Consider the following 13,401-nt stretch of genomic DNA (forward strand, 5'->3'; position numbering starts at 1 on the left):
TGAGGCTACTGACCGTTTAAAAACTACGTCTACTAGATGAGACAAACTTCCTCAACTTAGATGCTGTAACACTTCAATTTGAATGCTTCGTAACAAGCTTTGAGTATGTTCTGACTGTAAATCGAGTTCGCACCAACCGTCAGTTCCCATGTATTCGGCAGAAATATATCTAATACTTTTAAGATCAATTTCATCGTTGATGACTCCAGTTAGCCTGAAAATACCTGACTTTGTATGGATTCTGCTAATTTTGAAATTTGCCATAAACCTCCGAGAACATAACGAATGACATGGACTCCCCCTCATGAAGATCTGCCACACACTTAGGTGCGGTCTTTAATACCGGAGGTAACCATATCTACTCAATTCTTTAACTCGTTCCCACGCTCCTGCGTGGGAATGTATACGGATTTGAATCATAGGCAGGGATCGCCACAAGATCACCGAACTGCACTTGACCTCTGTTCTTACAGTAGCGGACAGCGTCAATATCTGTAGCGAACAGCCAGTTCAATGCCCTAGGCAGCATTATGTTACACTGCTTATGGTGCTGTTTGTGTTTGAATGATATCAAGAGCTAGATATGCATTCCCACGCAGGAGCGTGGGAACGAGAAAAAAGTCACCATTATTGCCTGTGTGCGTAAGATGGTGGTGATCTTAAATTCGATGCTCAGAGACGGCGTGATGTGGGATAAAAACCTCGCCAAAATTTAACGATTGACGAAATACTCGTTTGTTATATTCAATTTTCACGTTAGTTACCAACCATTCCAACTACATTTTGGACCTGGAGAATAAGCACTAACGCGGCGTATAAAATCGGTACCACGACAGTCACAAACTTAGATATACCCGCCCGCCAATAGAGATCCAAGGAGCTACGTAAAACCTCTAGCTCGAGTTGAGATAGATTTCGACGAGAGTGATATACCAACTCACATACATCGTGGTTAATTAAAACCTCAAATCCAAGCATTTCCATTCGGTGCTTAGCTATATTGAACTTCGGAATAATTACGCTGATAGCATGTTGATGCTTTTGCGAAAAAGTAAGTTTATCTGGTGTAGGCAATGCGCCATTTGTTGCCAAGTAAGCTTTCATATACGTTACCCGAGCCTTGGACTCGGATAGAGCCGAAATATATTCCGCTTTAATCTGAGAGTATCGTGAAACAGTTAAATTCCTACAATGGCTGACTAAAAGTGCAACGTAATATAATAGCGCTGTAATCGCGAAAGCATATAGATAAATCGGGTTATCGATTGAACCTTTTAGAACACCAATATTGACGTCATACACACCACTCGATGATGGTTTGACAAAAAATAACAATAACGAAACTGTAGATGCAAACATAAGATTTCTACGGATTGTGAAAAACTCCGTATCAAATTCAAAACTGAACTTCCCAGCTTGCTTTTCTACAAAACTTTCTGGAGCTACCCGAATACTTTCAAATTCATCTGGCGTGAGCATACGCCAGTTTTCCACATCTTCAGGCTTGAAGCCAATTAACTTACCATTGTGGATGTTGATGTAATGTCTTGTTTTCATCCAAACTCTCTAAAAAGTCAAGCAATGCTGATTGAATATAACGCCTCGCTTAACCGGCGCAAAATAGCAGGCTAAAATTAGCGACGAAGGAGCGCAAGCCTACTATTTTGCGCCCCTTGGTTAAAGAGTTTTTTAGCAATACATTAAGCGCGATATATCTTTAGCGTAGTAATATTCTTCACTTCCAGATATCAACTGCATATTGAGTGATGAAATTGAGTCATAGGACATCACGTCCAAATCTGAACCTTGGGGTAAAACCACAATGTTAGGTGCAATTGGGATAATTAACACTCCATTGATAGTGTCGGGAAGAATACAATCTAAAGCGACTAGACGATATACCTGCCACTCAATATTTCTGAGTCCAATTCTATTGGCATCGTACATCCGTTGAGCTTGCAGGCTGTTTAACTCATATGATTGAATAACACCACCTACAGACGCTCTTTCTTGCTCAAGGTTTTGTATCTGATGCTGCGTAAGCTGTGGCTCAGGGATACCATTTAAGATCAATTTACTCTGATCATTTACTCTGAAATTAAACCTAGCTGCCCAAAGACTTATATAATTCGTCAGAGTTTGATGATCTTTTTCAGTGAGATAGTCTTGCCCGTTGCATATACTTTTTGAAAGTTCAAAATATGGAGTTTCAATACTGTTGAAAAATTGCTTCTCCGCTTTTTGAGTCCAAGCTCTAGCTACTACAGCGCCGGGCTCATAGCGAGCTAACTTCTTGAAATTAACCTGCCCTTTGATCTTGTTTACTACGTTGAGCTTTCCGCTCCCATCGCAAAAGCGCTTCATCGATGAATATGGTAGAAAATGTTGGCGCCAAGTGAATTTATATTCTTCATTATCCACAATACCAACATCGATAGCTTTCATCTTCCTCTTGTACTTCATATTACACCTGTATTGCTAACGCCTCAATAACTGGCGCAGCTTTGCTGCGTCCGGCGCCGAAGGCGCGAAGTTGATTGACTTGTTATGTGCTTTTGACTTGTTCGAACAGAGCATCTGTAATGTCGTCCATTTCATATGAATGGTTAGTCATGCCCACTAGGGCATCATCGAAAACCTCTATTGCGAACAGTGCCAAAGACCGTGCTAAGCTTTTATCAATTTTTTCAGAAGGTATAACCAAACCACCCTTTTCCCTTTGAAAGTACAGAGCATTTTCCCTAGTTTGAACAAAGCCTGCGTTTTGAGCCATATTCATAACTCGCTGTAACTCACCTTTCCCTAGAGCCTCTTCTAGGCGCTGGCCCATCGGTACAGTTGGCAAGGCAGCCATAACATGTTTGGTTTTATGATCTCGAAAAACATTACGGCCTTTCTTCTCTGGGTGCTTTCCATCCGTGAAGGATCCGATATGAGCTTTTGCTACTTCTTCACAGGCTGTGATACTTAAAAATGCTGAACTTGGATAGCTACCAGCAGAATATAATGTGCATGCGTCTTGGATAAGCTGAACAATATGATTAATTGCTTTATCCAATTCTTCAGAACTTCGAATCAGATTTTCATCTGTTCTTGCCATGCCTTGAATGAGTTCAAATACTTCCATGCGATATTCTCGATTCACACATAACGCCGGCGTAACGGGCCGGCTTGTGGAGTGCAGCAGAACAAACCGGTCCCGTTGACGCATTGGTTATGTGTGTTGATCCATCAGCCACCGAAGCAGCGAAGTTGCTCGTTCAAAGTTTTCCTGCTGACCCTGAATCTCATGCTCCCATTTCTCTCCATGAAAGAGGTTATTTCGATATCTGTATAAAATCGCAAGGCATCCAATCAGGGCTTCTCTGTGATCAGCGCCACCTAGCAGCATGGCAGTCACCTCCTGTGGGTTTCCACTCCTCTCCAGACGCAGGTGGTGATACCTATAGGAATATTCGCCATTCTCCGTATATCGGGCCCTAAAGTAGGATGAAATTTGGTCGATTTCATAGGAATTAACAGTTGTATGCGGAAGCTGTTGTGCATAATCCCTGATCTGCGGAATATTCGCTTTATTGCCGAGGCAACGAGACTCAAAGAAACTCCAAAGCAATGCAAAATCCATAATGGCCATCTTCTCTCGCTCGGGTAATTCCCCGAACGCGGGTGCCTTCTCAGATAGCCAATCTAATGTTTCAGATTCCACAACATACCCTCGTATTTACACATAACATTGTATTAGCGCGCACACTCATTTCCCCAAAACCGTTACACGCGCCTTTTATTTATTAACTAACTGTTATTAATATTATTTATCGCGATTACTATCTGTCTCTTCCCCGCGAAAGTGTGCATGCCGCCTATCACGGCTGGTGCATTCACACTATCCCCGAACCTAACAATGTAACCCATTGATGAACAGATTCTTTTATTTTACCGGACTGAGAAAGCGTGAATGCATGATGAGAAAGCGTGCATCCTATTTGGCTTTCTATCCGATAAGCGGGTTAACTATCCAGCCATTCCCACGCTACCGCCCGCCGGTTTTGGGCACCCGATAGGCCATTTCCTTTCTTGTGGTAAGGATTAGCCTAACAGAGGCGTGATAACGTTTTCATTCCCTAATGTCCAAAATGTTAGCTAGCGCTAATTCTGTGAGATTGCTTCGAGGATTTGGCCGAGATCTTGCGGGCGTGTTGGTTGGGTCTAAAAAGCCAGTCGAGGCTGCCGTTTTTTGTGGATGCTTCCAAAAAACGTGCAACTGGTCTTTTTTTGCGCAAAATTAATGATTATTTCACTAAATTTGTACAACAAAGTGTGATTAAGGTTGGTATAATTTTCACCACATTAACCCCCTGCACGCTCTGTCGGACATTTGTGCTGTGAATATAGACGTCAATAACCTCCTGCTCCAAAACGATATTTTACTCCTTTTTGTGGTTCTCGCCCTCGGCCTCGCGGTCGGAAAGATCAAAATTGGTAGTGTGCAACTCGGCGGATCCATCGGCGTGTTGTTCACCGCGATTATTTTTGGCAACGCGGGGTTCACCTTCTCGCCTGATACCCTCAGCATCGGCTTTATGCTGTTTATCTACTGCGTGGGGATTGAGGCGGGGCCTAACTTTTTTGGCGTCTTTTTCCGTGACGGAAAATCATACCTATTGCTTGCCTTGGCGGTGTTACTCAGCGCCATTGGCTTAACCCTGTTCTTCCAAAACCATTTGGGGCTGGATATCAGCATTGCCACCGGGATGATGGCCGGCGCGCTTACCGCCACCCCGGTATTAGTGGGCGCGAAAGATGCGCTTAACTCCGGCTTAACCGGCGCGGAAGGCGAACAGTTGGGGATGATGATTGATAACCTCAGTGTCGGCTATGCCATGGCTTACCTCACCGGCTTGGTGAGCTTGATTGTGCTGGCGAAATTGATGCCGAAGTTGCAGCGCCATAACCTTGAGCACTCCGCCCAACAGATTGCGATTGAGCGCGGCTTGGGCAGTGAATCACAGCGTAAGGTCTATTTACCCATTATTCGCGCCTATCGGGTTGGGCCTGAGTTGATCGATTGGATTGATGGCCGCAACCTGCGTGAGCTGGGTATTTATCGTCAAACCGGCTGTTATATCGAGCGTATTCGCCGTAACGGCATTTTGGCTAACCCCGATGGGGATGCCATTTTGCAGCAAGGCGACGAGATTGCCTTAGTGGGCTACCCCGACAGCCATGCGCGGCTGGACCCGAGCTTTCGTAACGGTAAAGAAGTGTTTGACCGCGATCTGCTCGACTTGCGCATTGTCGAGGAAGAAATCGTGGTGAAAAATGACAGCGTGGCGCAGAAAAAGCTGTCAGATTTAAACTTGTCTGAATACGGCTGCTTTTTAAACCGAGTGGTGCGCGCTCAGGTTGAGATGCCGATGGACCAAGGAATTATCCTCAACAAAGGCGATGTGCTGCAAATCAGTGGTGAGAAAAGCCGCGTAAAAGGCTTGGCCGACCGCATCGGCTTTATTTCGATTCATAGCCAGATGTCGGATTTGCTCGCCTTTTGCTGCTTCTTTATTTTGGGGCTGGGCTTAGGGATGATCACCCTCACCTTCGGCCAAGTGACCTTTGGCCTGGGTAATGCCGCTGGCTTGCTGTTGGCGGGGATCAGCCTCGGCTTTTTACGTGCCAACCACCCCACTTTCGGCTATGTGCCCCAAGGGGCGCTGAATATGGTGAAAGATCTTGGCCTCATGACCTTTATGGCTGGCATTGGACTGAGCGCCGGTAGCCGACTGTTTGATTACATCGCAGACATGGGCTTTTCGGTGATCTTGGCCAGCATTGTGATCAGTGTTATCCCAGTGATTGTCGCCTATTTGATTGGCGCGTATGTGCTGAAGATGAACCGCGCGCTCTTGTTTGGCGCGATCATCGGGGCAAGAACCTGTGCGCCGGCGATGGATATGATCAATGAGCATGCCCGTAGTACTATTCCTGCCTTGGGCTACGCAGGCACTTATGCGATTGCCAACGTTATTTTGACCTTAGCCGGCACCTTGATGATTATTTTGGTGTAACGTCACGCTGGAGACGGTCGCTGAGTCAGCCAAAATTCAGTTTATTAAACCTATAATAAAGGCGTCCACCTCGGGCGCTTTTTTGTTTTACAGGGGCTTTTATGCAGGTTCTTATTATTGAAGATGACTCGATTTTAAGTCATCACCTGAACACCGAACTCAGTGAACTCGGCCACCATGTTCGCTGTGCCAGCACTGCCAGCGAAGGGCTTTATTACGCTGACCAATACCCCAATGATATTGCCATTGTTGACCTTGGTTTGCCCGATCAAGATGGCATTAGCCTAATTCGTGATATTCGCGCCAAAGGGCTGCGCCTGCCGATTTTGGTGCTCACGGCGCGCGCCAATTGGCAAGATAAAGTCACGGGCTTAGATGCCGGTGCCGATGACTACCTAGTAAAGCCGTTTCAAAAGCCGGAACTGGTGGCGCGACTAAACGCATTGATGCGTCGCAGTGCCGGTTTTGTGAAGCCCACTATCACCGCTGGCGATATCGAGTTAGATTTGTTGGCGAAATCGGTCACCGTCAACGGGCAAGCGCTAGAGCTCACCGCCTTTGAGTATGATTTGTTTGAGTACCTGATTCGTCACAGTCGCGAAGTGATCTCCAAGCAACGCTTGCTCGATGTGCTGTATCATGACCAAGATGGCGACCCTAACACCATTGAGGTGATGATCAGCCGTCTACGTAAAAAGCTGATCCAAACCGGACACGACAACCCCATCTCGACCGTGCGTGGCCAAGGCTACCTGTTCGAGATCCAAGCTGAGTAAACCATGAAACTAGGCCAACTTACCCTTTGCCAATGTCGCCCCCGACTGCGCACCCGCGTACTCGCCACCTCCATTGGCATTATTCTCCTTTTCTCGATTGCGCTCGCGGCCTTGATTAATAAGCTGTATCAGCAAAATTCAATGGCGGCTTACTCGCGCGATCTGGCCTCACAAATTCCGATGGTGATGGCGCAGCTCAGTAAAGACGGGCTGATCCGCGCTGACCAGCTGACGGCTTGGATTCAATCGCTTGACCCGTCCAGCAGCGATTATATGTCGGTGCTATGTACGCCCGATAACCACACGCTATGGACCTCACGCGATGTGCAAGCGTTTAATATCGACGATATCTGCACACATATTCCTAACGAAGCGAAAAAGCCGCAGTACCTTTCCATTGCTGGCTTTAACGTGGTAGCGCAACGGCTTTCATCAGAAAAACAACCCGGTGATAGCGAAAACCGGCTGTTTGTGCTGCGCAACGTCGACAAACAAAAACAACAGTTAGCCGATTTAGAGGCAGAGACCTGGTTTTACATCAGCCTGCTGTTTGTCTCGGCGTCGGCACTCGTGGTTGCCGCGTGTCATTGGAGCTTTTCCCCACTGCGCCGCTTGGCCAGAGAGCTGATCGCGATTACTGAATCACGCCAGCAAACACTGGATAACGATTACCCTGACGAGCTGCAAGATGTCACCCAAGCGCTTAACCGGATGATCACCCAGCGGGAAAAGCAAAAATCCCGTTATCGCCACGCCATGGATGATTTGGCGCACAGCTTAAAAACGCGTTTATCCGCCACCAATGCCCTGCTCGATGATAATCATCTGTCGCGCGAGCAGCTGAATAAGCGGATTTTGGAGCAGGTCAGCCAGATGGATGACATGGTGCAATATCAGCTCAAACGCGCATTGGTGGGGCAATGTGGGCTGAAACGTGAAGATAGCCCACTGACCGCACCGATTGATAGCCTGACCGGCATGTTAGATAAGGCCTATCGCGATAAACCGGTAAAGGTGTTGCGAGCGTTTGATGAAAGTGCCTCTTTGCCGGTGCACCGCAGTGATTTGATGGAGTTACTCGGTAACTTGCTGGAAAACGCCTATCGCTTTTGCCTTGAAACGGTGCAAATCCGGCTCGACGATCACGGCGAAGTGTGGCAATTGGCGATTGAAGACGATGGCCCCGGGGTACCAGAGCAATATCGGGAAAGCATATTCCAGCGTGGGGTGCGTGCCGATCAGCTCAATCCTGGCACTGGCATTGGATTAGCAGTGTGCGATGAAATCATTGCCAGTTACGATGGCAACATCCACGCCAGCGACTCCCCGCTGCAAGGAGCGGCCTTTGTGCTGACCATTCCTAAGCGCTAAGCCAGACGGTCAGCTTAAGCGCGACGCCAACAAACAAGCCGGTGCTTTCGCGCTGCCACCAGCAGCAAACAAAAAACGCAGCCAAATCGTGGCTGCGTTTTTATGAGTAGGTAACAGGCGTGAATGCGTTTGCTAAGTGCCCGTTTTATTCTTCTTCCGGGTCGGCGAGCAAGTCGTCTTTGGCCGCCATCATGTACTGATACATCGACCAATAGGTTAGGCCTGCCGCGGCGTACAGCGCAATGTAACCTAACCATTCAATCCAAGGCGCGCCATGCCAAAGCAGCATGGTCAATGCAAACATTTGCGAGCCGGTTTTAAATTTCCCCACCCATGAGACCGCGACGCTGGCACGTTTGCCGATTTCTGCCATCCACTCGCGCAGGGCTGAAATAATCACCTCACGCGCAATCATGGTTGCCGCCGGAATCGTGATCCAAATAGAGGCGTAGTGCTCAACAATCAGCACCATGGCAATCGCCACCATCACTTTGTCGGCGACGGGATCGAGAAAGGCACCAAAACGGGTCGATTGCTTTAAGCGACGCGCTAAATAGCCATCCAGCCAATCGGTGGCGCCAGCAATCACAAAAATCAATGCTGCCGCAAATGGCGCCCAAGCATAAGGTAGATAGTAGGCAACAACAAAGACCGGAATAAGCGCAATGCGCAAAAAGGTCAAAATGGTAGGTATATTTAGACGCATGCTCAGCTTTTTATTTTAGGATTAACTGGGTTATGGTGCCCCATTGCCACTAACCTTGCAATGAGGAATGAATTTTCTCTGCCAATGTGGCGCTGATCCCGGGCACCTTGGCGATTTCTTCAACACTGGCGTTTTTCAGCTCTTGAATACCGCCCAAGTATTTCAGCAAGGCCTGACGACGTTTAGGGCCTACGCCATCAATTTGGGTGAGCACACTTTGTTTGCGCGCTTTGCCCCGTGCCGCGCGGTGTCCGGCAATGGCATGATCGTGGCTTTCATCTCGAATATGTTGGATAAGGTGCAATGCCGGTGAGTCGGCGGGCAGCGAAAACTCCTCGCCCGAGATCTTAATCAAGGTTTCAAGCCCCGGCTTACGGCTGGTGCCTTTGGCCACGCCTAAAATGAGCGGGTTAATCGGCCAATCAGCAATCAGCGGCTCGAGCACTTCCCAAGCACGGCTAAGCTGGCCCTTACCCCCATCAATCACGATGATATCGGGGATTTTTTCTGGCTCGACTTGCTTACTATAACGGCGCGTCAGTACCTGTGCCATCGCGGCATAATCATCGCCGCCGGTGATCCCTTCAATGTTGTAACGGCGATACTCTTTTTTCAGCGGCCCATCTTGGTTGAACACCACGCAGGAGGCGACCGTTTTCTCGCCCATGGTGTGGCTGATATCAAAGCACTCCATCCGCTTCACCGGCTCTAAGCCCAGGGTTTCTTGCAGCGCTTGATAACGATTCTGGATGGTCATCCGATGGTTGATCTTGCTGGTCAAAGCGGTACGCGCATTGGTGTTGGCCAGCTTCAAAAAGCGAGCTCTGGCCCCGCGCGGACGGCTTTGCAGACGCACATTGCGACCGGCTATTTCACTCAAGGTATTCGATAGCCAACCCAGATCATCACCGATATCGTCAGAAATCAGAATATGGCTGGGAATGGTGCGCCCTTCCGCTTGCGCCAGGTAAAACTGGCTGACAAAACTTGAGACCACTTCACCAGGGTCGGTTTCTGCCGGCATCTTAGGAAAGTGGCTACGACTGCCCAGTACTTTGCCTTGGCGCAGAAAGAGCACATGAATGCACGCCACCCCGTTTTCTAATGCAAAGCCGATAACGTCGATATCATCATCGCTGTCTTGCGAGACAAACTGCTGCTCTTGTACGCGGCGCAACGCTTGGATTTGGTCACGATATTCCGCCGCTTTTTCAAATTGCAGCTGTTGGCTGGCGGTTTCCATTTTGGCGACCAAGCTGTCGATCACTTCGCGGTCTTTGCCTTGTAAAAACATACGGGCAAAATTGACTTGCTCGGCGTAGTCATCATCACTAATCAGCCCTGGCACACAAGGGCCAGAGCAGCGACCAATTTGATACATCAAGCAAGGCCGGCTGCGGTTGGCATACACCGAGTCTTCACACTGGCGAACCGGGAATATTTTCTGCAATAGGTGCAGGCTTTTGCGCACTGCATTGGCATCAGGAAAGGGACCAAAGTATTCGCCCTTTTTCTTTTTCGCGCCGCGGTGGATCGCTAGCCGCGGATGCTCGTGAGCACTGAGGTAGATATAGGGATAAGATTTATCGTCTCGCAGCAACACATTGTATTTGGGGCGATGCTGCTTGATCAGGTTGTGCTCTAGGATCAGCGCTTCGGTTTCGGTGTGGGTCACCGTCACCTCTACATCGGCGATGTTACGCACCAAGGCTTTGGTTTTCTCACTGGAAACCTGGACCCGAAAGTAACTGGCTAGGCGTTTGCTGAGATCTTTGGCCTTACCCACATAGATAATCTCACCCGCGGCGTTCATCATGCGATAAACGCCGGGCTGATGAGGAACGGTTTTCAGAAAACTTTTGGCATCGAAGGTGTTCGGCACTGCGCGGTCTCGTACTACATTACTTCGCGTTACAAGGTTTCGGTATCTAACATACCGTGCCTGATGGCAAGGTGGGTCAATTCCACATCACCATTAATGCCCAACTTGCTGAATAAGCGATAACGGTAGCTGTTCACCGTTTTCGGGCTCAGGCTAAGCTGCTCGGATATGTCGGTGACTTTTTGCCCTTTGGTGATCATTAGCATGATCTGCAATTCACGCTCTGACAGCTCTTTGAAAGGATTATCTGAAGAGGCAGAGAACTGACTAAGCGCCATTTGCTGGGCAATGTCCGGTGAGATATAACGCTGGCCACTGTTGACCATGCGGATCGCGTTCACCACTTCATCGGCACCGGCTCCTTTGGTTAGGTAACCCGCGGCTCCCGCTTGCATGACCTTGGTGGGGAACGGGTTTTCTGTATGGATCGTGAGCACGATAATCTTGGCGTCCGGCGAGTAACGAAGCAACTTGCGTGTCGCTTCCAACCCACCGATGCCTGGCATATTCATGTCCATTAGGACAATATCGGCGTGATTTTGCCGGCACCACTTGAGTGCAGCTTCACCGCTGTCGGCTTCCCCTACCACTTTTATGCCACGAACGTCTTCTAAAAGACGTCGAATCCCTGTGCGAACCAGCTCGTGATCATCTACAAGGAACACATTGATCAATCTTGTATCTCCACTTGGTTTGGTTCGCCAACATGCTGCCACAAGGCAACGGTTGGACTTCTCTTACGCATAGTACTTGAGTTTTACCACGGATGAAAAGCCAACAACAGAGCGGATGTGGGCAAATGCAAATATTCATACACTAAGCCGCCAAAAAACAGTCAACCTGACTGAATTATCACCAATTTGGTGACGTTCGAGGCAAGTTGACTGCAATAAACAGCGTAAAACCCGCTTTACGTGTCAGTAATTTTTAACACTTAGCGGCTTAAACCGTCTAGATTACGACAGACCCAAACACAAGTACTTCATTTCTAGGTATTCATCGAGTCCCCAGTGTGAGCCCTCACGGCCAAGACCCGATTGCTTCACCCCACCAAAGGGCGCGACCGCGGTCGAAATCAAGCCAGTGTTGATCCCTACCATGCCGTATTCCAGTGCTTCGGCAACACGGTGCACCCGGCTAATGTCTTTGGCATAAAAGTAAGACGCTAACCCAAATTCGGTGTCATTGGCCATGGCGATGGCGTCCGCTTCTTCTTCAAAAGAAAACAGCGGTGCCACGGGGCCGAAGGTCTCTTCTTTGGCTATCCGCATCGCTGGGGTCGCGTATTTAATCACCGCCGGTTGGGTGTAGTTTTCTCCCAGCTCAGGGCACGCGCCACCCAGCTCAATCGCGGCGCCTTTTTGCTTGGCATCGTCCAGGTGGGCATTCACTTTGTCCATTGCCCCCTTATTGATGAGTGGGCCGATGTCCACGCCGTCGTCGGTGCCTTTACCCACCTGCAATTGACTCACCGCCTGGATAAACTTTTCTGCAAAGGCTTCATACACGCCCGATTGCACGTAGATGCGGTTCACACAGACACAGGTTTGCCCTGCGTTACGAAACTTCGCCGCGATGGCCCCTTCAACCGCGGCGTCAATATCGGCGTCATTAAACACAATGAAAGGCGCATTGCCGCCCAGCTCCAGCGAGAGCTTTTTAATGGTTGGGGCGCATTTTTCCATCAACTGTGCGCCGATTTCGGTCGAGCCGGTAAACGAGAGCTTACGGACACGTCTGTCAGCACATAAGGTATCACCGATGGGGCCCGACGCTCCGGTCACCACACTGATCACTCCAGCTGGCAGACCGGCTCGTAACGCGAGCTCACCGAGGGCCAGCGCCGATAGCGGCGTGTCACTGGCAGGCTTCACCACCATGGTACAACCCGCCGCCAATGCTGCGGCCGCTTTACGGGTAATCATCGCCGCTGGAAAGTTCCACGGGGTAATCGCCGCGGTCACGCCAATCGGCTGCTTGATCACGGAAATACGCTTATCCGCTTGCTCCGCGGGAATGGTCGCGCCATACACTCGCTTCGCTTCTTCTGCAAACCACTGTAAAAACGACGCGGCGTATTGGATCTCGCCCGCGGCTTCTTTTAGCGGCTTGCCTTGCTCAGCCGTCATGATTGCGGCTAAATCATCTTTGTGCTCAAGCATCAGCTCGTACCAGCGATAAAGCACGTCAGCGCGCGCTTTGGCGGTTAAATCTCGCCATTCGGGTAGCGCAGCATCCGCGGCATCAATGGCGCGGCTAGTTTCCTCCGCCCCCATATTAGGTACCGTCGCCAAGTGCTCTCCGTTCGCAGGATTGGTCACTGCGCGGGTTTGTTGGCTGTCGGCATCGACCCACTTCCCATTGATCAGTGCCTGTGTTTTTAAAAGCTCAGGATCCTGCAAATGCATAGTGGCTCCTTATTGGTTGAGGAAAAGATAATCTTTGAGGAAAAAGATGGTCATAGCGTGATAAGGGCACCTTGCCAGCTAAGACACAGTACGACAAGATAAGGCGCAATACTGTTAATAATAAGCCAGTAAAGCCATCTTGCCTACGTGATTAGTCAGTGGCGAGCTCGTCAGTGAAGACAATGAGTGACTCGGT

At 49.1% G+C, this 13,401-nt stretch carries 11 protein-coding genes and 1 pseudogene; 4 read left to right on the forward strand and 8 right to left on the reverse strand.

What is annotated here, in order from left to right; all coding sequences use genetic code 11:
* Nucleotides 1–605: 605 nt before the first annotated feature.
* Nucleotides 606–716: pseudogene (locus EHW58_RS06535) on the forward strand (IS110 family transposase); the annotation flags it as partial.
* A gap of 40 nt (nt 717–756) precedes the next feature.
* On the opposite strand, the gene EHW58_RS06540 reads toward EHW58_RS06535, so the two are convergent.
* The 4 genes from EHW58_RS06540 to EHW58_RS06555 all read right to left on the reverse strand — a co-directional run bounded on the left by EHW58_RS06540 (nt 757) and on the right by EHW58_RS06555 (nt 3,706).
* Entirely contained in the window at nt 757–1,557 is an 801-nt protein-coding gene (locus EHW58_RS06540) for a hypothetical protein (protein WP_152795495.1), read from the reverse strand.
* Nucleotides 1,558–1,689: 132 nt separating this feature from the next.
* A complete protein-coding gene (locus tag EHW58_RS06545; protein WP_152795497.1) occupies nt 1,690–2,445 on the reverse strand; it encodes a hypothetical protein in 756 nt (251 codons plus the stop codon).
* Nucleotides 2,446–2,545: 100 nt separating this feature from the next.
* Entirely contained in the window at nt 2,546–3,127 is a 582-nt protein-coding gene (locus tag EHW58_RS06550) for an AbiV family abortive infection protein (protein WP_172971734.1), read from the reverse strand.
* 87 nt (nt 3,128–3,214) lie between these two features.
* Nucleotides 3,215–3,706, reverse strand: a complete 492-nt coding sequence (locus EHW58_RS06555) for a hypothetical protein (protein WP_152795502.1) — start codon at nt 3,704–3,706, stop codon at nt 3,215–3,217.
* Nucleotides 3,707–4,382: 676 nt separating this feature from the next.
* On the opposite strand from EHW58_RS06555, the gene EHW58_RS06560 reads away from it, so the two are divergent.
* From EHW58_RS06560 to EHW58_RS06570, 3 genes are all read left to right on the forward strand, one after another.
* The gene (locus EHW58_RS06560; protein ID WP_046073105.1) at nt 4,383–6,062 is read left to right on the forward strand and encodes an aspartate:alanine antiporter; all 1,680 of its coding nucleotides are present in this window, start codon (nt 4,383–4,385) and stop codon (nt 6,060–6,062) included.
* Between the two features lie 101 nt (nt 6,063–6,163).
* Nucleotides 6,164–6,838 carry a response regulator gene (locus EHW58_RS06565; RefSeq protein ID WP_152795506.1) on the forward strand — a complete coding sequence of 225 codons (675 nt, stop codon included), beginning with the start codon at nt 6,164–6,166 and terminating at the stop codon, nt 6,836–6,838.
* A gap of 3 nt (nt 6,839–6,841) precedes the next feature.
* Nucleotides 6,842–8,209: an ATP-binding protein gene (locus EHW58_RS06570; RefSeq protein WP_152795509.1), complete on the forward strand. Its 1,368-nt coding sequence runs from the start codon at nt 6,842–6,844 to the stop codon at nt 8,207–8,209.
* Nucleotides 8,210–8,354: 145 nt separating this feature from the next.
* Here the strand turns inward: EHW58_RS06570 and pgsA are convergent, their stop codons facing one another.
* The 4 genes from pgsA to EHW58_RS06590 form a co-directional block, all read right to left on the reverse strand.
* Complete coding sequence (gene pgsA, locus EHW58_RS06575) at nt 8,355–8,915, reverse strand: CDP-diacylglycerol--glycerol-3-phosphate 3-phosphatidyltransferase (protein WP_046073102.1); 561 nt, start codon at nt 8,913–8,915, stop codon at nt 8,355–8,357.
* A gap of 49 nt (nt 8,916–8,964) precedes the next feature.
* Nucleotides 8,965–10,797 carry an excinuclease ABC subunit UvrC gene (uvrC, locus tag EHW58_RS06580; RefSeq protein ID WP_370517836.1) on the reverse strand — a complete coding sequence of 611 codons (1,833 nt, stop codon included), beginning with the start codon at nt 10,795–10,797 and terminating at the stop codon, nt 8,965–8,967.
* Between the two features lie 29 nt (nt 10,798–10,826).
* Nucleotides 10,827–11,471, reverse strand: coding sequence for a UvrY/SirA/GacA family response regulator transcription factor (gene uvrY, locus EHW58_RS06585; RefSeq protein ID WP_046073101.1), 645 nt, complete (start codon nt 11,469–11,471; stop codon nt 10,827–10,829).
* Nucleotides 11,472–11,753: 282 nt separating this feature from the next.
* Complete coding sequence (locus EHW58_RS06590; protein ID WP_077607120.1) at nt 11,754–13,205, reverse strand: NAD-dependent succinate-semialdehyde dehydrogenase; 1,452 nt, start codon at nt 13,203–13,205, stop codon at nt 11,754–11,756.
* Nucleotides 13,206–13,401 lie beyond the last annotated feature (196 nt).

Origin of the sequence: Salinivibrio sp. VYel1, from assembly GCF_009377945.1 — a bacterium.
Taxonomy (GTDB): domain Bacteria; phylum Pseudomonadota; class Gammaproteobacteria; order Enterobacterales; family Vibrionaceae; genus Salinivibrio; species Salinivibrio siamensis.

What these genes read in the sequence shown, in the direction of transcription:
- EHW58_RS06590 (WP_077607120.1), bottom strand. Translation starts at nt 13,205, where the DNA reads ATGCATTTGCAGGATCCTGAGCTTTTAAAAACACAGGCACTGATCAAT.
- EHW58_RS06540 (WP_152795495.1), bottom strand. Translation starts at nt 1,557, where the DNA reads ATGAAAACAAGACATTACATCAACATCCACAATGGTAAGTTAATTGGC.
- EHW58_RS06570 (WP_152795509.1), top strand. Translation starts at nt 6,842, where the DNA reads ATGAAACTAGGCCAACTTACCCTTTGCCAATGTCGCCCCCGACTGCGC.
- EHW58_RS06550 (WP_172971734.1), bottom strand. Translation starts at nt 3,127, where the DNA reads ATGGAAGTATTTGAACTCATTCAAGGCATGGCAAGAACAGATGAAAAT.
- EHW58_RS06545 (WP_152795497.1), bottom strand. Translation starts at nt 2,445, where the DNA reads ATGAAAGCTATCGATGTTGGTATTGTGGATAATGAAGAATATAAATTC.
- EHW58_RS06565 (WP_152795506.1), top strand. Translation starts at nt 6,164, where the DNA reads ATGCAGGTTCTTATTATTGAAGATGACTCGATTTTAAGTCATCACCTG.
- pgsA (WP_046073102.1), bottom strand. Translation starts at nt 8,915, where the DNA reads ATGCGTCTAAATATACCTACCATTTTGACCTTTTTGCGCATTGCGCTT.